Raw genomic sequence first — 20,132 nt, 5'->3', positions numbered from 1 at the left:
GGTTCGGGGTGGTCACGGCAGATCAGTCTAAGGCGCTGCCCTACACGACGGTGGGGTGCGGGTGCCGCACCCGGTGCGGCAGGAATATTTAGAACACACTAGTGTTGTGAAAAGGCAGCGACACCGACCACATCGAGCGAAAGGTGGTGCAATCGTGGATTCCCACACCCCCGTTCCTACGGATGCGTCCCGCGCTGGCGGAGACACGCGTTCGCAGGTGATGTCGGTCCTGCTGAAACGTGGCCCGGTTACCGCCAGCGACATAGCGGAAGAACTCCAGTTGTCCGCAGCTGGGGTTCGCCGCCACGTTGACAAACTCGTCAGCGAAGGCTTGGCGGATGCGTGCGCTCCGCGCAACGTAGCGGGAGAAGAGCAGGGACGCGGCCGGCCGGCCAAACACTTCCGGCTCACCGCCGCGGGGCGCGAGCGCTTCGGGTCGAACTACGACGGCCTCGCTCTCGATGCCGTCGAGCTGATCCAGCGCATCGGCGGCGAGGACGCGGTGCGCGACTTCGCCCGCTCACGCGTCGAAAAAATTCTCGGCCGCGTGGAGCCGGGTGCTGACGCTGAAGAGACGGCGCAGCGCGTCGCCGCCGCCCTCGAGGACCACGGGTATGCGCCTAGCGTCCACCGCACCGATTCTGGCATTCAAATCTGCCAGCATCACTGCCCGGTGTCGGCGGTCGCCGCGGCGCACCCGGAGTTCTGCGAGGCGGAGCGGGAGGCGGTGGCGCGCATCGTCGATACGCATGTGCAGCCGCTTGCCCTCATCGCAGACGGACACGGAATCTGCACGACTAACATTCCCCTTGCCGGTCAGCCTGTGTCCGTGTCAGCGGGCACAGCGGCGGGGACCGCAATGAAAGGAGCGGCTGACAATGACTGAAGTGAAGCCCACACCAGGCCTTGAGAGGCCGATGAACGACGACGAAATCATCGAGTCGATCGGTGCCTACAACTACGGTTGGCACGATTCCGACGCTGCCGGCGCAGCTGCGCGCCGTGGCTTGAACGAAGATGTGGTGCGCGACATCTCCGGTATCAAGGGCGAGCCGGAGTGGATGCTCAACCAGCGCATGAAGGCGTTGGAGATTTTTGAGAAGAAGCCGATGCCCACGTGGGGCGCGGATCTTTCCGACATTGACTTTGACAACATCAAGTACTACGTGCGCTCGACCGAGCAGCAGGCGGCCTCGTGGGACGACCTGCCGGAGGACATTAAGAGCACCTACGACAAGCTCGGCATCCCCGAGGCGGAGAAGCAGCGTCTCGTCGCCGGCGTTGCCGCCCAGTACGAATCCGAGGTGGTTTACCACCAGATCCGCGAGGACCTGGAGGAAAAGGGTGTCATCTTCGTTGACACCGACACCGCCTTGCGTGAGCACGAGGACCTGTTCAAGGAGTACTTCGGCTCCGTCATTCCGGCTGGCGACAACAAGTTCTCTGCGCTCAACACCGCTGTGTGGTCGGGTGGCTCGTTCATCTACGTTCCGCCGGGGGTCCACGTGGACATCCCGTTGCAGGCGTACTTCCGCATTAACACGGAAAACATGGGCCAGTTTGAGCGCACGCTGATCATCGTCGATGAAGATGCGTACGTGCACTACGTGGAGGGTTGCACCGCGCCGATTTACAAGTCGGACTCGCTGCACTCCGCTGTGGTGGAAATCATCGTGAAAAAGGGTGGCCGCTGCCGGTACACAACCATCCAGAACTGGTCCAACAACGTCTACAACCTGGTCACCAAGCGCGCCAAGGCTGAAGAGGGCGCGACCATGGAGTGGGTCGACGGCAACATCGGCTCCAAGGTGACCATGAAGTACCCGGCTGTGTGGATGACCGGACCGCACGCGCGCGGTGAGGTGCTCTCTGTCGCGTTCGCGGGGGAAGGGCAGTTCCAGGACACCGGCGCGAAGATGACGCACATGGCGCCGCACACGTCGTCGTCCATCGTGTCCAAGTCCGTCGCCCGCGGCGGAGGCCGCGCCGCCTACCGCGGCCTCGTGCAGGTCAACACCAATGCGCACAACTCCGTGTCCAACGTGGAGTGCGACGCGCTGCTGGTGGACGACATTTCGCGCTCCGACACGTACCCGTACAACGACATCCGCAACGACCGCGTGACCCTCGGCCACGAAGCCAAGGTGTCGAAGGTGTCGGAGGACCAGCTGTTCTACCTGATGTCCCGCGGCATTCCAGAGGATGAAGCCATGGCGATGATCGTGCGCGGCTTTGTCGAGCCGATTGCCAAGGAGCTGCCCATGGAGTACGCGCTGGAGCTCAACCGTCTCATCGAGCTGCAAATGGAAGGATCGGTGGGCTAAATGGCCGAAACCGTCAAGAACGCCACCACGCACAACAACAAGGGCGACCTCTTTTCCTCCTTTGATGTCGAGGACTTCGACGTTCCGGGTGGACGCGATGAGGTCTGGCGCTTCATCTCCCTGCGCCGCCTCCGTGGCCTGCACAACGGCCAGTTTGCGCCCCAGGCCCCCGTGCAAATCGCGGTCGACGGTCCGTCTGAGGTGTCCGTCGAACAAGCCCCGCTTACCGACGAGCGCGTGACCGCCGCGGGCGCCCCGGTTGACCGCGTCGCGGCCCAGGCCTGGACGTCCTCCGACCACGCCACGTTGATCTCGGTGCCGGCAAACGTCGAGTTGGCTGAGCCGATCACCGTCACCATCACGGGCGCGGGCGTCGATGCGACCACCTTTGGCACCGTCGTGGTGGAGACCGGCGCAAACTCGGCCGCTACTGTCGTGGTCCGCTACACGGGCTCCGGCACGCACGCGGACAACGTGAACTGGGTGATTGGCGAGGGATCCCGCGTGGACGCTGTGGTGGATGCGGATTGGGCTCTCGACACCGTGCACGTTGGCCAGCAGTCCATCGTCGTTAAGCGCGATGCGACCCTGCGCCACCACGTCGCAACCTTCGGCGGTGAGGTCGTGCGCATTACTCCGCGCCTCGCCTTTGCGGCGCCCGGCGGCGACGCCGAGCTGACCGGCGTGTACTTCGCAGACGCCGGCCAGTACATCGAGAACCGTCTCCTGGTGGATCACGCAGTGCCGAACTGCCGGTCCAACGTGCTGTACAAGGGCGCGCTGCAGGGCGATAAGGGCTCCAAGCTGCCGGAAGCACGCACCTGCTGGGTGGGCGATGTGCTGATCCGTGCTGAGGCGAAGGGCACCGACACGTACGAGACCAACCGCAACCTGGTGCTTACCGACGGAGCGCGCGCTGACGCCATCCCGAACCTGGAGATCGAGACCGGCGAGATTGCCGGTGCGGGTCACGCGGCGACCGTTGGCCGCTTCGACGACGATCAGCTGTTCTACCTGCGCTCCCGCGGCATCCGCGAGGAAGACGCCACCCGCCTGATCATCCGCGGCTTTTTCAACGAGGTCCTCAACCAGATTCCGGTCGAGTCGGTGCGAGAGGAGCTTATCTCCCGTGTCGCCGGCGAGCTCGAGCGCAACGAAAACTAAAAGGAGCAACATATGTCCACCCTGGAAATCAAGAACCTGCACGCAAATGTTCTTCCCACTGAGGAAGGCCAGGAGGCGAAACCCATTCTGAAGGGCGTCAACCTCACGATTAATGGCGGGGAGACCCACGCCATCATGGGCCCGAACGGCTCCGGCAAGTCCACGCTGGCCTACACCCTGGCTGGCCACCCGAAGTACGAGGTGACCGGGGGAGAGGTGCTGCTCGACGGCGAGAACATCCTCGACATGGAGATCGACGAGCGCGCCCGTGCTGGCCTCTTCTTGGCCATGCAGTACCCGGTCGAGGTCCCTGGCGTGTCGTCTTCCAACTTCATGCGCTCGGCCGTCACCGCGGTCCGCGGCGAGTCCCCGAAGCTGCGCGAATGGGTCGGTGAGCTCAACGCCGCCCGCGAGGCACTGCAGATGGACGCGTCCTTCTCCGAGCGGTCGGTGAACGAAGGATTCTCCGGCGGCGAGAAGAAGCGCCACGAGGTTATGCAGCTTTCCCTGATGAAGCCGAAGTTCGCCGTTATGGACGAGACCGACTCCGGCCTGGACGTCGATGCGCTGCGTATCGTGTCCGAGGGCATCAACCGCTACCAGGATGAAACCGGAGGCGGCGTGCTCATGATTACGCACTACAAGCGCATCCTGAACTACGTCAAGCCCGACTTCATCCACGTCTTCGCCGACGGCAAGATCGTGCAGACTGGCGACTCCTCCCTCGCCGACCAGCTCGAAGCCGAAGGCTACGAGAAGTTCATCTAATGGCCCTCGACGTACAAGCAATCCGCAAGGAGTTCCCGATCCTCCAGCGCACCGTCCGTGACGGCAAGCCGTTGGTCTACTTGGATTCGGGAGCGACGTCGCAGCGCCCACAGCGGGTGTGGGACGCCGAGCGTGATTTCGTGCTGGGGTGCAACGCACCCGTGCACCGCGGCTCGTACCAGCTCGCGGAGGAGGCGACCGACGCGTACGAGTCCGCGCGCGAGGCCATCGCGTCGTTCGTAGGCGCGGCGAACGATGAAATCGCGTTTACGAAAAACGCCACCGAGGCACTCAACCTGGTGGCGTACGTGCTTGGCGATTCCCGCGCGGGCTCGCTCGCTGTTGGCGCGGACGACACCATCGTGGTCACCGAGCTGGAGCATCACGCAAACCTGGTGCCCTGGCAGGAGCTCGCTCGTCGCACAGGCGCGACGCTGAAGTGGTACAAGATGACCGAAGACGGGCGGATCGACCTCGACTCGCTCGAGTTGGACGAGTCCGTCAAGGTTGTCGCCTTCACCCACCAGTCGAACGTCACTGGCGCGCACGCCGACGTCGACGAGATGGTGCGGCGCGCGAAGGCGGTGGGAGCCGTGACCGTGCTGGATGCGTGCCAGTCTGTGCCGCACATGCCCGTTGACTTCCACGCCTTGGATGTCGATTTTGCGGCGTTTTCCGGCCACAAGATGTGCGGGCCCAGCGGTGTCGGTGCGGTGTACTCAAAGCACCTCAACGAGCTGCCCCCGTTCCTCACTGGCGGCTCGATGATCGAGGTCGTCCGCATGGAGGGATCCACCTACGCGTCGGCGCCGCAGCGCTTTGAGGCGGGTACGCAGATGACCTCCCAGGTCGTCGGCTTGGGCGAGGCCGTGCGCTTCCTCACCGAAATCGGCATGGAGAACATTCAGGCCCACGAGCATGAGCTCACCGCGTATGCGCTGGAGCAATTGCAGGCTATCGACGGCCTCCGGATCGCCGGCCCCCTTACCGCCGAAAAACGTGGCGGCGCGATCGCGTTCGCGGTCGAGGGCGTGCACCCGCACGACCTTGGGCAGGTGCTCGATGCCGAAGGCGTGGCGATCCGCACCGGCCACCATTGCGCGTGGCCCGCGCACCGGGGCTTGGACCTGCAATCGTCGGCGCGAGCGAGCTTCTACCTGTATAACACGCTGGAAGAGGTGGATGCGCTGGTCGCGTCCGTAGCCAAGGCGAAGGAGTTTTTCGCGCGATGAACCTGGAGTCCATGTACCAGGAAGTCATCCTGGATCACTACAAGAACCCGCAGCACGCGGGTCTGCGTGAGCCGTACGAAGCGGAGGTGCACCACGTCAACCCGTCCTGCGGCGACGAGCTGACCCTGCGTGTGCACCTGTCCGAGGACGGCTCGACGGTCGAGGACGTTTCCTACGACGCCGAGGGGTGCTCGATTTCGCAGGCGTCCACGTCGGTCATGGCCGAGGAAGTTATTGGCCTGCCGGTGGAGACAGCCATGGAGAAGCTTGCCGCCTTCGACGAGATGATCACCTCGCGCGGCACCGTCGAGGGCGACGCTGAGATGATCGGCGACGGCGTTGCGTTCGCGGGCGTCGCAAAGTTCCCGGCGCGCGTGAAGTGTGCGCTGCTGGGGTGGAAGGCGTTCCAGGCGGCGACGTCGGACGCACTGGGAGAAAAGGAGTAGCTATGACTGAGGCGAATAACCAGGTGGGTCAGCCGGCGCAGGCGGAGCGCCCGCAGCAGACAGAGGAGCAGCTCAAGCTCGTCGGCGAGGTGGAGGAGTACCTCCACGACGTGATCGACCCGGAGCTGGGCATCAACGTCATCGATCTCGGGCTCGTGTACGACCTGTGGATTGAGGAACGTGAGGGGCGCACCGTCGCCGTCATCAACATGACGCTGACATCGCCGGCGTGCCCGCTCACGGACGTGATTGAGGACCAGGCGACGCAAGCGGTGGTGTCCAACACCGCGGTCGACGAGATCGATCTCAACTGGGTCTGGATGCCGCCGTGGGGCCCGCAGTTCATTACGGAGGAGGGCCGCGAGCAGCTCCGCGCCCTCGGCTTCGCGGTGTAACCTTGGCCCACGCAGGCGGAAGTGCCCTAGTTCCGGTTGGAGCTAGGGCGTTTTTACTTTTCGCCGGGCCCGCAGTGTGGCGGGGATGTCACATGACATCCCCCACAATCCGTAGGGTCCTCCTCAGGACGAAAATCCCAGGCGGCTATTGCACAGCGGGACCCGGAAGCACGCGATAACATATCACCGTGGCTTCGTACGCGGGTGCCTATACGACAGGTCTCGGAAGCGAAATGCGGGCAGCGCGGACACAGGCCCACTCCCGTGCGCGTCGCGTTGGTTGTTGTTGAAGGGTAAAAACATGTCTCTTTTCCGCCGGGTCATTCGCAGTTCTGTCGCCTGCGCGTTTGCAGCGGCTTTGACCGTGGGCCAGGGGGTTGCCGGTGCAGCTCCGCTCAACCTGCCTGGAGCCGATGACATTGCGAACCACTGCTCGCCGAAGCAGGTTGTTGTGGTTCCCGGCGGTGGCAACACCGTGTCGTTCTCACCCGAGCAAGCACCGCTGGGCCTTATCACGTTCACGGTGGGTAACGCTCTCGCTGTTCAACCGGATGCCGATGTCACGTACGTGCCGTACACCTCCCACGGTTTTGTGGTGACGCCGTACCGTGAGTCTTCTAATGACGGCTACCGCAACGCTGCCCGCATCATTTCCCGCATTCAGCACGATTGCCCGAACAGCTCAATCAGCCTGGTCGGTTACTCGCTCGGGGCAGATGTCTCGGCCCGGATTATCAATGACGCCGCGTACGACCGCGGGCCTCTGAATAAGAACCGGTTCGCGGGGGCTGTGCTCTACGCAAACCCGTACCAGGGCGGCAACGGTGCCGTGCAGTACCCGCCGAAGCCCGACGTCAACACGGGTGCCCTTGGCCAGTTGAACGGCGGTTTCGGCTCCCTGGGCAGCAAGGTGCTCGAGGTGTGTAACCCTAGCGACGCGGTGTGCGCGTTCCCGGATCAATACCGTGGAATCGTGGAACCGTCGATGAGGATGGATGTGCTGCACGGCCGCGCCCCGTCGGCGGAGATTTTCAACGAGGTCGCCAGGTACGGCGTGGGAGACTACGCGGCGCTTGTCCGCGGATTCTTCACGCACACGCAATACTCCGGCACCGACCGGGCTGTTGGCATCGACTGGCTCAATTCGCACTAGCGTTTACAGGAGGCTCGTGTGAATATCGCACTCGGGGAAATTTTGATCATGCTCGCGGTCGTTGGCGTGATTGCCACGCCGTTTGTGCTGATCTGGTGGATAGTGCGCGCAGTGAACAAGAAGTGAATCCTGATTTGGGGGAGTTGATACAGTGATCCTCCGTGATTGTTACTCATGATCTCGAGGTCCGGGTTGGGGCGCGCACGCTCCTCCAGGCTCCCGGCCAGCACCTCCGCGTCCAACCCGGCGACCGGATTGGTCTAGTAGGCCGTAACGGCGCTGGCAAGACCACCACGATGCGTATTTTGGCCGGGGAAACCGAGCCATACGGTGGTTCGGTGACCCGCTCGGGTGAGATCGGCTACCTCCCGCAGGATTCGAAGGAGGGAGATATCGAGCAGACCGCGCGCGACCGCGTCCTTTCGGCACGTGGGCTGGATGAAATCCAGCGATCGATGGCGAAGCAGCAGACGCTGATGGAAACCACCGACGGCGCCGAACGCGACAAGGCGATTGCGAAGTTTTCCCGCTTAGAGGAGCGCTACCAGGCGCTCGGTGGCTACGAGGCGAACGCGGAAGCTGCTCAGATCTGCGACAATCTCGGACTGCCGGAGCGCATCCTGGACCAGCAGCTGAAGACGCTCTCCGGAGGTCAACGTCGCCGCGTCGAGCTCGCCCAGATTCTTTTCGCCTCGAGGCAGGGTTCTGGCAAGTCTCAGACCACTTTGCTTCTCGACGAGCCCACCAACCACCTCGACGCTGACTCCATCGCGTGGCTGCGCAACTTTCTCTCGAAGCACGAGGGCGGGTTGATCATGATCTCCCACGATGTGGAGCTGCTTGACGCCGTGTGCAACAAGGTGTGGTTCTTGGACGCTGTGCGCGCCGAGGCTGATGTGTACAACATGGGCTTTTCCAAGTATAAAGACGCCCGCGCCCTCGATGAGGCGCGGCGGCGCCGCGAACGGGCGAACGCGGAGAAGAAGGCATCCGCGCTGCAAAAACAGGCCGCGAAGCTGGGGGCGAAGGCGACCAAGGCCTCGGCAGCAAAGCAAATGCTGGCGCGAGCTGAGCGGATGATGGGGGAGCTCGACGAGGTCCGCGTCGCCGATAAGGTCGCCTCCATCTCCTTCCCGGAGCCGGCACCCTGTGGCAAGACCCCACTCTTCGGCAAGGGGCTGACCAAGATGTACGGGTCCTTGGAAGTGTTCGCGGGCGTCGATCTGGCAGTGGACAAGGGCTCCCGCGTCGTCGTGCTGGGCACGAACGGTGCCGGCAAGACAACGCTGTTGAAGCTGCTTGCCGGGGTGGAGCGCACTGACGGCGAGGGGGGCGTGGTTTCAGGCCACGGATTGAAGATCGGCTACTTCGCCCAGGAGCACGACACGATTGACGGCGAGAAGTCAGTCTGGGAGAACACCATTGAGGCCTGCCCAGATGCCGGCCAGCAGGATCTGCGCGGTCTGCTCGGCGCGTTCATGTTTTCCGGCGACAAACTGGAACAACCAGCGGGAACTCTCTCCGGCGGCGAGAAGACCCGCCTCGCGTTGGCCACCCTCGTCTCGTCGCGGGCGAACGTGCTGCTTCTCGACGAGCCCACCAACAACCTCGACCCCCAATCCCGAGAACAGGTGCTCGACGCGTTGAAGACCTACACCGGCGCGGTCGTCTTGGTCACCCACGATCCGGGTGCGGTGCGTGCGCTCGAGCCTGAGCGCGTGATCATCATGCCGGAAGGGGACGAAGACATGTGGAGCGACGAGTACATGGAGATCGTCGAGCTGGCTTAGCGACTTTCGACCGCTAGGGTTTCCGTTGTCGAGACGTTTCGGTCACTACGACTAGCTAGGCCAGAACACCGCTACAACGTCACCCTTGCTCGGGGAGAGTTTTCTGCATTCTCTGGAGGTAATAATCACGATCAGCCTCTTGCATGCGAGCAAATTCCATGAGCACGCCTGGCCAGATGGGAAATGAATCTACAAGGTTCTCCGAGATGTTTGACAATGGTGAAAATGCGATCTCGCCCCATCTGACGCCTATACCGACTCTTAATCCCGAAGGGAAACTCTTCTGCGCCTTTGGTAACTTTTTCTCGTCGGCAAGGTGTCAGTTCTGCAAGCGCTGTAGGGACCGCTATTGAAAGGAAGTCCTCCAGCCGGTTTCCGGCTTTGATATCCGTCAGGCCTCATGGCGTCTCCTTCTAGGCTATGTACGGCGGATGATCCAGGCTGCTAAACCGTTGTTTAAGGTTCTGTCAAAAACAGGTTGCGGATCTAGCCCAATACCCAGTGTTTTGGTGCGCCCTAAGGAGATCGAGTCCATCCTAGAAGCTCCTGAATCCGCTTTGTAGCTGAGGAAAAATCCCGGTCCGCAACGCGCATCCGTCCGAGAGATTGCCACAGGCCTGAGGGCACGCACCCGGCTTCACTACAGTGGTCAACGTGCGCGACATATTCTACAACGACTTCACCACCATCTGGAGTACCGCCGCAAAGGGTCTGCTGATTTACGTGGCATTGATCGTGATGCTGCGGATTGCGGGCAAGCGTTCGCTTTCGAAGTTCAACATCTTCGATTTCGTTATCACTGTTGCCGTGGGCTCTGTTTTCGCCTCGACCCTGACTAGCAAGGATGTCAAGCTCTCGCAATCAGTAACCGCGATTATCGTGCTGCTCGGAGGCCAGTTCGTCATCTCCAAACTCGCCTGGAACTCGGACCGTTTTGAAAGGCTGATCAAAGCTGAGCCAGCGCTCCTGTACTCCGGAGACAGGTTTAACACTGTCACGATGCGCCGTGAGCGCGTGACCGAGCGGGAAGTCCTTCAAGCAGTACGCAAAAGCGGCAGCGCCGGGCTCAGCAACGTCGAAGCGGTTATCTTGGAAACGGACGGCACAATGTCGGTCATCGCGGCAGGTGATACGAGCTCCCACTTGATCTACCGTCCAGTGGAAGGAGCTTAGTACACTTACCCTATGGCAAAGCAGACAAACAACGGGATTATTGGCTCAATCAAGGACGCCTGGAATGGCATGTCCTCGGACCAGAAGACCATCACAGGCATACTCGCTACCATCGATACCGCTGGTAAGGCATTCGCGTTACGGGATCTTGCCCGTACCAACTCGAAGCGAATTCGCGGTCCGAAGTGGCTGTGGACTCCGGTGATCGGCGCCGTGAACACGCTCGGTTGGGTCGCTTACTTTGTTGTGGGTAAGAAGCGCTAGTTCCTAAACCCGTGCACCGGGGCAGGGATGAAACCGCCGCGGTGGATGAACTCGTCGTTGCCCACCGTGTTCACCGGGATCACCGGCGCATAGCCGAGCAGGCCGCCGAAGTTGACCTCGTCGCCGGGCTTGGTGCCCGGCACCGGGATCAGGCGGGAAGCGGTTGTTTTGTGGTTCATCACACCGATTGCAGCCTCGTCCGCGATCATGCCGGCGATAAGTTCCGCAGACGTATCACCCGGGATGGCAATCATGTCAAAGCCCACGGAGCAGATGGACGTCATCGCCTCGAGCTTGTCCATGGAGATGGCGCCGGAGTGCACCGCATCGATCATGCCCTTGTCCTCGGAGACGGGAATGAACGAGCCAGACAGGCCGCCGACGCGCGAGCACGCCATCATGCCGCCCTTCTTCACCGCATCGTTGAGCAGGGCGAGCGCGGCGGTAGTGCCGTGCGTTCCCACCTGATCCAGACCCATCCGCTCCAGCACATGTGCCACCGAATCGCCCATCTCCGCAGTTGGAGCCAGCGACAGGTCCACAATCCCAAACGGCACGCCGAGGCGATCCGCCGCCATCGTGCCCACAAGCTGGCCCGCGCGGGTGATCTTAAACGCTGCCTTTTTAATCTCTTCGGCGATCTCGTTCAGTGTCGCGCCCTTGAGGGGGGCAATCGCGTTGTCGACGACGCCCGGCCCCGACACGCCGACGGAGATCACCGTGTCCGGCTCTTCGATGCCGTGGAAGGCGCCGGCCATGAACGGGTTGTCGCCGACTGCGTTGGCAAACACCACCAGCTTGGCGCAGGCAATGGATGACCGGTCAGCCGTTACCTCGGCCGCCTCTTTCACAATCTCGCCCATTTTCGCGACGGCGTTCATGTTGATGCCGGCACGCGAGGACGCGACGTTGACGGAGCTGCACACCTGGTTCGTCTCAGACAGCGCCTCCGGAATGGAGTAGATCAGGCGCTTGTCAGCGGTAGTGCCGCCCTTTTCCACCAGGGCGGAGTAGCCGCCGACGAAATTCACGCCTAGTTCGGAAGCCGCGCGGTCCAGGGCGCGGGCAATTTCGACTGGGCTACCGTCTACGCCCGCCGCAACAAGGGCGATAGGCGAGACGGAGATCCGCTTATTCACGATCGGGATGCCCAGTTCTCGCTCGATGCCTTGGCACACTGGAACGAGGTCGCGGGCGCGTTCAGTCACGCGGTCGTACACCGCCTGAGCCGTGGCCTCCATGGAACCGCGCGTGCAACCGATGAGCGAAATGCCCATGGTGACGGTGCGGATGTCTAGGCGGTAGTCCTCGATCATGCGGATGACTTCGAGGAACCGGGCGTCTGAAAATTCGAAGCTCACAGTCGCGCTCCTAGATGTCGTTGATGGCGCTGAAGAGGGCATCGGACTGGATGCGGACGACCATGCCGAGCGGCTTGCCGGCGGCGTCGAACGCCTCTTGCAAGGCCCCCATGTCCACCTCGCCCTCGGGAAGTTCGACGCGCATGATCATGGTGAAGTAGTCATCCATGATGGTCTGCGATACGTCGACGATGTTCAGGCCCTGCTCTGCAGCTTCAGCAGAGACGGCGGCGATGACACCGGGGCGGTCCTTACCAGTGGTCGTAATAATTGCGTGCATGCGCAAAGTATAGACGTACTTTTGGCGCTACGGTTGAAGTTATGGAAACACGACATGTTCTCGTTCTCGGCGCGGGAGGAAACGTCTCGCGCCACTCAGTACCCAAGCTTGTGAAGGAGGGCCACAAGGTCAGCGCGCTTGTGCGCAACCCCGATCACGCGCAAAAGCTGGCTGACGACGGCGCCACCGTCATCGTCCGCGACCTGACCACGTTGGACGCGGAGGATTGGGCCCGGCTCCTTACACCGTTCGATACCGTTGTGTGGTCCGCTGGCGCCGGTGGCGGTTCGGCGGAGCTCACCTACGCCGTTGACCGTGACGCGGCAATGGCGATGATCGACGCATTGGAGGAGCTCGGCGACTACGCGCCGTTCCTGGTTATGGTCTCCTACGCGGGGGCTGCAGAAGCCACAGCGGAAGACGACGGTGGCTCTTGGTACGCATACGTGGAAGCGAAGAAGGCTGTGGACCAGCGCCTGCTGGGGTCGAACCTGCCGTACCAGATCCTCGGCCCCACCCGTCTGACAGACGATGCCGCCAGTGGCATCACGGTGCTTGACGGCGCGCGCGACGCAGACTCCGAGACCCCGCGCGAGCTCGTGGCGGATGTGATTGTGGAATCGGTCGGGCGCGGTGAAGCATTCGACCACAACCCGATCGACTTCGAAACTGGGGAGGGAAAGGTCTCCGAGATTTAGGTGAACTGCCCATCCAGGCAAAGCCGGGCAAACGTGCGGAGCAGCGCGTTCGCCCGGCTTACGTCATGGTTGGGCAGATCGGCGACGATGCGGGCGTATTCGTCGGCGGGAAAGTACCCGTAATCGTGAAAGAAGTCCATGCGCGTGCGCATAGCGTCGGCGTCCATCTCCGCGTGGAACTGAGTGGCCCAAACGCGGTCGGTATAGCGCACCATCTGGATCATTCCACCCGGCCCCGTGGCCACAACGGTGAGGGAGTCGGGCACCTCGACAGGGTTTTCGGTGTGGCCGGTTAAGGCGGTGAAGGACCCACCCGCTCCGGCCACAGCATCGTCGGCCACGACATTGACGGTGGTGGGGCCGGACTGTTCGGGATGCGTGCGGCCGACCGAACCGCCCAAGTAGTCCACGAGCCAGGAGATGCCGAAGCACACGAAAAATGTGGGCTTTTCTGACTGCACGGTTGCGGACAGAATGTCGTCGATACGCAGGTGCCACGCATCGCGCTCAGGGTTCGTCACGTTGAGAGAACAGCCGCCGACGATGATCCCGCTGACAGAGTCGAGGGGGCCGAGCTCGGCGTTGGGGGAGTCGATGACGCGAAGCTCGACGTCTACCTCACGCAGGCCTGTCGCACGCAGCACATCGTGGTACTCGGCGCGGGCCACATCCGGGCCGATGTCGCCGGTACGCAGGGAGAGAAAGAGCAGCTTCGACATAGCGGCGATTCTATACCGCTTAGTCTATTTCGAGGAATCAGCCGCGGACCGACTGTTCCACAACGTCGAGCATCTGCTCCAGCCGCTCCACCGGCTCGCCGGAGGCGAGCTTGGTGATGAAGCCCTCAAGCACCGTTTCGAGGTATGTCTGGACAACGGCCACTGGGACGTCGTCACGCATCTGCTTATTCGACTCCAGGCGCTCGCGCACGGCGCGGTCCAGCACCTCCTGGTGCTCGCGCCAACGCGTCTCGAACTCGGGGTCGGTGCGCAGCTTGCGAAGAATTTCGGAGCGGGTGGTGAACCAGTCGTTCGACTCGCGGTCGACGAGCATGTCGCGCATGACATCCACAAGGCCGCGCTCGCTGACCACCTGGGCCTGGCGCTCAGCGTCTGCCTTTGCGATGGCTAGGAACAGCGCCTCTTTGTCTTCGAAGTGGTGGAAGATCGCACCCCGTGTCTTCCCGGTGGCCGCCTCGAGACGGGCGACGGTGGCGCCCTCATAGCCGTAGCGTGCGAAACACGCGCGGGCGGCATCGATGATCTCGCCGCGTCGGCGCTGCAGCTCTTCGTCGCTCACTATCGGCATGAGGGCTCCTCGGGGGGTGTCAAGGTCGGCAGAAACGGGGTGGGAAACGGTCAGGGGCCTCCGCGCAGTGCGGAGGCCCCTTCGCGGCGATGGGGGTCAGGCTAAGCGCTAGCTCTGGACCATCTGGCGCAGTACGTACTGCAGAATGCCGCCGTGGCGGAAGTACTCGGCCTCGCCCGGGGTGTCAACGCGGACCACAGCGTCGAATTCGACTGCGTCGGCGCCGTCCTTCTCGGCCTTGACGTGCACCGTGGACGGGATCTCGCCGCCGTTGAAGTCCGTGATGCCGGTGATGGAGAACGTCTCCGTGCCATCCAGGCCGAGGGACTCGTGGGACTGGCCCTCCGGGAACTGCAGCGGCAGCACGCCCATGCCGATGAGGTTCGAGCGGTGAATGCGCTCGAAGGATTCGGCGATGACAGCCTTCACGCCGAGCAGGTTGGTACCCTTCGCGGCCCAGTCGCGGGAGGAACCGGTGCCGTACTCCTTGCCGGCGATAACTACCAGCGGGATGTTCTTCTCGGCGTAGTTCATAGCGGCGTCGTAGATGTAGGCCTGCGGCGCACCCTCCTGGGTGAAGTCGCGGGTGTAGCCGCCCTGCTCGTCCACCAGCTGGTTGCGCAGGCGGATGTTGGCGAAGGTGCCGCGCACCATGACCTCGTGGTTGCCTCGGCGGGAGCCGAAGGAGTTGTAGTCCTTCCGCTCAACGCCGTGCTCGTCGAGGTAGTTTGCGGCCGGGGTGCCCGGCTTGATGGAGGAGGCGGGGGAGATGTGGTCCGTGGTCACGGAATCGCCCAGCTTGGCCAGGACGCGCGCGCCCTCGATGTCCTTCACATCCTCCGGCTGCTCCGGCATGCCGTCGAAGTACGGAGCCTTGCGGATGTAGGTGGAGTCCTCGTTCCAGTCGAAGGTCTTGCCGGTCGGGATGTCGAGGCCCTGCCACTGCTCGTCGCCCTTGAAGACGTCCGCGTAGTCCTTCTCGTACATCTCGCGGGAGATGGTGCCAGCGATGGTCTCTTCGATCTCCTCGGTGGATGGCCAGACGTCCTTGAGGAAGACATCGTTGCCGTCAGCGTCCTGGCCGAGCGGTTGGGACTCGAAGTCGAAGTCCATGGTGCCGGCGATGGCGTAGGCGATGACCAGCAGCGGAGACGCGAGGTAGTTCATCTTCACGTCAGGGGAGATGCGGCCTTCGAAGTTACGGTTGCCGGACAGCACTGCGGTGGCAGTCAGGTCGAACTCGTTGACGGCGTCGGACACCTCGGCCGGCAGCGGGCCGGAGTTGCCGATGCAGGATGCGCAGCCAAAGCCGGAGAGGTAGAAGCCGACGGCCTCGAGATCCTTCCACAGGTCGGCGCGCTCGTAGTAGCCGTCGACCACCTGGGAGCCCGGCGCCATGATGGTCTTGACCCACGGCTTAGCCTTCAGGCCCTTTTCCGCAGCCTTGCGGGCCAGTAGCGCGGCGCCCACCATGACGGAGGGGTTCGAGGTGTTGGTGCAGGAGGTCACGGCGGCGATAGCCACGAAGCCGTGGTCGAGGGTGTACTCGCCACCCTGCGGGGACTGCACGATAACCGGCTTGGAAGCACGGCCCTCGGCGCCCTCGGCAGCGGACTCACCGTTTGCCGGCCAGGACTCGTTGTAGGAAACCGCGTCGACCTTCTCGGCGCGGACCGGCTCGGCAGTGCCTTCGCCAGCGGTGTTGTAGTCCGGGAGCTGGTTGCGGAAGGTGTTCTTGGACTCGGACAGCAGGATGCGGTCCTGCGGGCGCTTCGGGCCAGCGATGGACGGGACCACCGTGGACAGGTCCAGCTCGAGGTACTCGGAGTACTCGGCCTCCTGGGCGTCCTGCTCCAGCCACATGCCTTGTGCCTTGGCGTATGCCTCGACGCGGTCGATGTCCTCCTGGGAGCGGCCGGTCAGGTGCAGGTAGTTGATGGTCTCCTCGTCGATCGGGAAGATCGCGCAGGTGGAGCCGAATTCCGGCGACATGTTGCCGATGGTGGCGCGGTTAGCCAGCGGGATTTCCTTCACGCCGTTGCCGTAGAACTCCACGAACTTCTGCACGACGCCGTGCTCACGAAGCATTTCGGTGATGGTGAGCACCACGTCGGTAGCGGTCACGCCGGCCGGGATCTCGCCGGTGAGCTTGAAGCCGACAACGCGCGGGATGAGCATGGAGACCGGCTGGCCCAGCATCGCGGCCTCAGCCTCGATGCCGCCAACGCCCCAGCCGAGGATGCCGAGGCCGTTTTCCATCGTGGTGTGGGAGTCGGTGCCGATGCAGGTGTCCGGGTATGCGAGACCCTCGTTGTCGAAGACAACGCGGGAGAGGTACTCAATGTTGACCTGGTGCACGATGCCGGTCCCTGGCGGTACAACGCGGAAGTTGGAGAAGTTTTCCGCACCCCAGCGCAGGAACTGGTAGCGCTCCTCGTTGCGCTGGTACTCGATCTCGACGTTTTTGTCGATGGCGTTCTCGGAACCAAACGCCTCGATGATCACGGAGTGGTCGATGACCATCTCGGCCGGGTTCAGCGGGTTGACCTGGTCCGGGTTGCCGCCCAGGGTGCCCACGGCCTCACGCATGGTTGCAAGATCCACAACACACGGCACGCCGGTGAAGTCCTGCATGAGGACGCGGGCCGGGGTGAACTGGATCTCCACGCTCGGCTCCGCGGACGGGTCCCAGTTTGCGATTGCCTTGATGTGGTCCTCGGTGACGTTCTTGCCGTCCTCGGTGCGCAGGAGGTTCTCGCCCAGCACCTTCAGGGAGTAGGGGAGTTTCTCCATGCCTTCGACTGCGTCGAGCGCAAAGTAGTCGTAAGACTTACCGCCGACCTCGAGCGTCTTTTTGGCACCGAAAGAGTTCTTGCTTTCTGCCACGGTGAGCTCCAATTCTCGTCGTATCTCGTCAGGGATTCGTGACCCTATGGTCAGGCCACCAGTGTAAGGGACCTGCCATAGTTCCGCGTCGATAATAACATTACGCCCGTTATGTTTTCGCATCGCGGCTATCGACGTCCCTTCGGTGCCCACCGCTAGACTCCCCATCGACCGCCCGACAACGCCGCGCACACAAGGGAAGAGGCCTATGCAGACGGAGACGACGTTCCAGGATCTGGTGTCCCAGCTGGATTCTTCCGCCGTGGCGTTCGACACCGACAATCCCGTCAACCCTGAACTGGGCGCGGCACTGCGGGACACACTCGCCAACGCCGACACGGCCGGCTTCGATCCCGTTGGAATTATCGTGCTCGAGCAGACTCCGCCCGTGGTCGCTGACTTGCGAGATCTCGCCCAGGATGCCGCCGCCGAAGCGGGTTTGGACACGGTGCTCGTACGCACCCCTCACGTGGCCGTTGGCGCCAGCGATTCGCTGACCCGCGCACAAGTAGAACGCGGAGAGCGCGCCATGGTTGCGCAGCGCGACTATCCCGCAGGCGTGGATGCGTTTGTCGATGCCGCGACCTCATTCTCGGTGAATTGGCCGCTCGTCACCGCGGTGTCGGTTCTTGCGCTTGTGGCGGCAGCACTCGTCGCCGCGCGCGCGGCTCGGCGACGACAAGTTTAGATGCTTGACGCCTTAGTGGCCCTAGCTGGCGGATGGGGCCGACCGACGATGACTATTCCAGTGTGTGACGAAGGTCACTTGATTCGGGTTGACGGCAGTATGTGCTGGTGAGGCTGCCGTGAATCATGTAACCAGGCTTGACTGCGGGGACGGAATGTAACGAAAGGGATACAAGTGTGTTTCCTTGACGTATGGTTCCCGTATCGGCTCGCGGGTCGATAACCGTCACACACGACGCACAGGCACCATGCGGGCGCTACAGTCAAGCGTCCGCCGAGGTCCGGGCATGTGGGGAAGCACGCCAAGTACCGGGTGGCAACGCTCGTGTGGGGCGGTCGAGATTCGCGCTGCCGCGTCAGTAGTCAATGTCTAGACCGCTCGCGGAACCACTAGTCACGGTTTCCCGCGCGGGTTGCACCATGCCTGGGTTTTCTTGATCGCCCGGTGTGACTGCAGCGTGCGCGACGGGCGGTGTGAGGAGCACCTTCGTGGCATATCCACAGAGGGGCACCCGGTTGAGCCGTGCGCGTAAAGCGTTCGGCAGCGCCGTGTGCGCCGCAGCTATTTCTGCAACGGTGGTCGTTGTCAGCCCCGCCGCGTCCAGTCAAAGTTCAACCTCCGCGGTCGGTGAGCTCGTCACGGCGGTGTCGCGCGCACAAGCCGACGTCGATGCGCTCAACCTCGATCTCGGTGGGCTCCAGGAAGCCGTCAACCAGGCTTTGGTGGATCTGCACGACGCGCAGGTGAAAGCCGAACAGTCCCGGCGCGGGAGGGACGAGGCAGAGCGCCGCCTCCAAGATGCCCAGGAGCGAGTCGACGCGTTGCGAGCGGAGTTGGGTGAGCTGAGCCGGTCTCAATACCGTGGCGCGAACCCCGGCGACGCGCTCGTGGCGGTCAGCGGTTCTAGCTCGCAGCGCGACGTGCTGGAGCGCTCGCAGTTGCTGCGGCAGCGTTCCGAAGAGACTCGCGCCAAGCTCGCGGAGGCGGAGCGGGCACGCGCGGAGGCCGCCAACGACGAGGCCACGCTGCGCGAAGTGAGCGAGCTCGCCGACGCCTCCGAGTCGGAGGCCGAGCAGGCGCAAGCCCACGCGCAAGAACTCCTGAACGAAAACCGCGCTGCCTTTGAAGCGGCGGCCGAGGAGCGTGACGCGGCCCAAACGGATCTGGACCGGGCGCAAGCTGCGCTGGACGAGCAGCGCCCAGCCCAGCCTGAAGCGGCGGATGGACAGCAACAGACCGCTCAAGCTGGACAAGCGGGCAGCGCGACTGTCGCCGACCCGTATGCGGCGACACTCACGATCTCTCGGGGCGACACCACCTACGAGGTCCCGGAAGAAGTGGTCGACCTCGTTCGTCAGCGGGTTTCCAGCAGTGCGCCCGACGTACCCCAGCCGAGCCGAGAGGCGGTGGCTGATGCGGTTCGCACGGTCGCCCAAACCTCCTCCACCGGCGATCTCTCCGGGCTTATCTCCCAGAGTGGGGTGCTCGATCTCGACGAGGACGAAATCGCAAAGGCAGGTGCGATCGCCGCCGGCATCGCGCTCGTGGGAGGTGCTACCGCGAACTACAGATCGCCTGGCAGTGCCAACGCTGAAGCTGATGCTGAAGCCGACGCTGGAGCCGACATTGACGCTGGAGCATTAGTCACGGCATTCGGTGACGGTCTCACGGGCGCGCTCCATGAAGAGGAGGGCAACTCCGAGACGGTCGTGGAGGTGCTGCCTGATGTCGAGAGCGCGGAAGAGGTCACGGAGCAGGCGCAAACATCCGTCGCCGCAGTGTCGGACGCAGTGTCGGACGCGTCTCAGATCGAGGCGGTGATTGCCCGTGCGCAGTCCATGATCGGTACCCCGTACGTCTGGGGCGGCGGCGACGCCAACGGACCGACGACCGGCGTAGACGGCGGCACCGTCACAGGTTTTGATTGCTCCGGCTTGGTGCTCTACGCCTTCGCGGCGGCTGGTGTAGCGCTACCGCACTACACCGGGTATCAGTACCAGCGCGGTACGCAGGTCCCGGCGAGCGAGGCGCAACGCGGCGACCTGCTGTTCTGGGGGCCGGGCGGGAACCAGCACGTGGCAATCTATCTCGGCGACGGCACCATGATCGAGGCGCCGCGGTCCGGCCAGAACGTCCAAATCTCGCCGGTTCGCTGGTCCGGCATGGCTCCAAACGCCGTCCGCCTGCTCTAGCGGGCTAGGC

Annotated in this window: 19 protein-coding genes; 14 read left to right on the top strand and 5 right to left on the bottom strand. The window is 63.2% G+C overall.

Features of this window, described 5'->3' with window-relative positions:
* Positions 1 to 154 precede the first annotated feature (154 nt).
* The 11 genes from CUREI_RS06200 to CUREI_RS06150 all read left to right on the top strand — a co-directional run bounded on the left by CUREI_RS06200 (position 155) and on the right by CUREI_RS06150 (position 10,709).
* Complete coding sequence (locus tag CUREI_RS06200) at positions 155 to 886, top strand: helix-turn-helix transcriptional regulator (RefSeq protein ID WP_051952243.1); 732 nt, start codon at positions 155 to 157, stop codon at positions 884 to 886.
* Complete coding sequence (gene sufB, locus CUREI_RS06195) at positions 879 to 2,324, top strand: Fe-S cluster assembly protein SufB (protein ID WP_038611675.1); 1,446 nt, start codon at positions 879 to 881, stop codon at positions 2,322 to 2,324. Before CUREI_RS06200 ends, sufB begins: the two co-directional genes overlap by 8 nt.
* The gene (gene sufD, locus CUREI_RS06190; protein WP_038611673.1) at positions 2,325 to 3,488 is read left to right on the top strand and encodes a Fe-S cluster assembly protein SufD; all 1,164 of its coding nucleotides are present in this window, start codon (positions 2,325 to 2,327) and stop codon (positions 3,486 to 3,488) included.
* Positions 3,489 to 3,500: 12 nt separating this feature from the next.
* Positions 3,501 to 4,256 (top strand): Fe-S cluster assembly ATPase SufC, encoded by a 756-nt coding sequence (gene sufC, locus CUREI_RS06185; protein WP_038611670.1) that lies wholly within the window; start codon positions 3,501 to 3,503, stop codon positions 4,254 to 4,256.
* A complete protein-coding gene (locus tag CUREI_RS06180; protein WP_038611666.1) occupies positions 4,256 to 5,488 on the top strand; it encodes a cysteine desulfurase in 1,233 nt (410 codons plus the stop codon). The genes sufC and CUREI_RS06180 overlap by 1 nt, the downstream gene beginning before the upstream one ends.
* Positions 5,485 to 5,934: a Fe-S cluster assembly sulfur transfer protein SufU gene (gene sufU, locus CUREI_RS06175; RefSeq protein WP_038611663.1), complete on the top strand. Its 450-nt coding sequence runs from the start codon at positions 5,485 to 5,487 to the stop codon at positions 5,932 to 5,934. The genes CUREI_RS06180 and sufU overlap by 4 nt, the downstream gene beginning before the upstream one ends.
* Positions 5,935 to 5,936: 2 nt before the next feature.
* The gene (locus CUREI_RS06170) at positions 5,937 to 6,329 is read left to right on the top strand and encodes a metal-sulfur cluster assembly factor (protein WP_038611661.1); all 393 of its coding nucleotides are present in this window, start codon (positions 5,937 to 5,939) and stop codon (positions 6,327 to 6,329) included.
* 301 nt (positions 6,330 to 6,630) lie between these two features.
* Positions 6,631 to 7,482: a cutinase family protein gene (locus CUREI_RS06165; RefSeq protein WP_038611658.1), complete on the top strand. Its 852-nt coding sequence runs from the start codon at positions 6,631 to 6,633 to the stop codon at positions 7,480 to 7,482.
* A gap of 161 nt (positions 7,483 to 7,643) precedes the next feature.
* Positions 7,644 to 9,272: an ABC-F family ATP-binding cassette domain-containing protein gene (locus tag CUREI_RS06160; RefSeq protein ID WP_038611655.1), complete on the top strand. Its 1,629-nt coding sequence runs from the start codon at positions 7,644 to 7,646 to the stop codon at positions 9,270 to 9,272.
* Positions 9,273 to 9,926: 654 nt separating this feature from the next.
* A complete protein-coding gene (locus CUREI_RS06155) occupies positions 9,927 to 10,445 on the top strand; it encodes a DUF421 domain-containing protein (protein ID WP_051952242.1) in 519 nt (172 codons plus the stop codon).
* A 12-nt stretch (positions 10,446 to 10,457) separates the two neighbouring features.
* Positions 10,458 to 10,709 (top strand): PLDc N-terminal domain-containing protein, encoded by a 252-nt coding sequence (locus tag CUREI_RS06150; protein WP_051952241.1) that lies wholly within the window; start codon positions 10,458 to 10,460, stop codon positions 10,707 to 10,709.
* Here CUREI_RS06150 and CUREI_RS06145 read toward each other — a convergent pair.
* Positions 10,706 to 12,070: a PFL family protein gene (locus CUREI_RS06145; protein WP_038611652.1), complete on the bottom strand. Its 1,365-nt coding sequence runs from the start codon at positions 12,068 to 12,070 to the stop codon at positions 10,706 to 10,708. The two genes, CUREI_RS06150 and CUREI_RS06145, sit on opposite strands and share 4 nt — an antisense overlap.
* 10 nt (positions 12,071 to 12,080) lie before the next feature.
* A complete protein-coding gene (locus CUREI_RS06140; RefSeq protein WP_038611649.1) occupies positions 12,081 to 12,350 on the bottom strand; it encodes an ACT domain-containing protein in 270 nt (89 codons plus the stop codon).
* Between the two features lie 41 nt (positions 12,351 to 12,391).
* On the opposite strand from CUREI_RS06140, the gene CUREI_RS06135 reads away from it, so the two are divergent.
* Entirely contained in the window at positions 12,392 to 13,048 is a 657-nt protein-coding gene (locus CUREI_RS06135) for an NAD(P)H-binding protein (RefSeq protein WP_038611645.1), read from the top strand.
* On the opposite strand, the gene CUREI_RS06130 is transcribed toward CUREI_RS06135, so the two are convergent.
* The 3 genes from CUREI_RS06130 to acnA form a co-directional block, all read right to left on the bottom strand.
* Positions 13,045 to 13,767 (bottom strand): glutamine amidotransferase-related protein, encoded by a 723-nt coding sequence (locus CUREI_RS06130; protein ID WP_038611642.1) that lies wholly within the window; start codon positions 13,765 to 13,767, stop codon positions 13,045 to 13,047. The two genes, CUREI_RS06135 and CUREI_RS06130, sit on opposite strands and share 4 nt — an antisense overlap.
* 37 nt (positions 13,768 to 13,804) lie before the next feature.
* Positions 13,805 to 14,356 carry a TetR/AcrR family transcriptional regulator gene (locus CUREI_RS06125; protein WP_038611639.1) on the bottom strand — a complete coding sequence of 184 codons (552 nt, stop codon included), beginning with the start codon at positions 14,354 to 14,356 and terminating at the stop codon, positions 13,805 to 13,807.
* A gap of 108 nt (positions 14,357 to 14,464) precedes the next feature.
* Positions 14,465 to 17,242, bottom strand: a complete 2,778-nt coding sequence (gene acnA / locus CUREI_RS06120) for an aconitate hydratase AcnA (RefSeq protein ID WP_236627163.1) — start codon at positions 17,240 to 17,242, stop codon at positions 14,465 to 14,467.
* A gap of 208 nt (positions 17,243 to 17,450) precedes the next feature.
* Here acnA and CUREI_RS06115 point away from each other — a divergent pair, with 208 nt between their 5' ends.
* Positions 17,451 to 17,930: an Rv1476 family membrane protein gene (locus CUREI_RS06115; protein WP_051952240.1), complete on the top strand. Its 480-nt coding sequence runs from the start codon at positions 17,451 to 17,453 to the stop codon at positions 17,928 to 17,930.
* A gap of 488 nt (positions 17,931 to 18,418) precedes the next feature.
* Positions 18,419 to 20,122: a DIP1281 family NlpC/P60 protein gene (locus CUREI_RS06110; RefSeq protein ID WP_236627162.1), complete on the top strand. Its 1,704-nt coding sequence runs from the start codon at positions 18,419 to 18,421 to the stop codon at positions 20,120 to 20,122.
* Positions 20,123 to 20,132 lie beyond the last annotated feature (10 nt).

This window comes from Corynebacterium ureicelerivorans, from assembly GCF_000747315.1.
GTDB classification, from domain to species: Bacteria; Actinomycetota; Actinomycetes; order Mycobacteriales; family Mycobacteriaceae; genus Corynebacterium; species Corynebacterium mucifaciens.
Note: the sequence above shows the minus strand (reverse complement) of the source record. Positions and strands in the feature narration are given on the sequence as shown.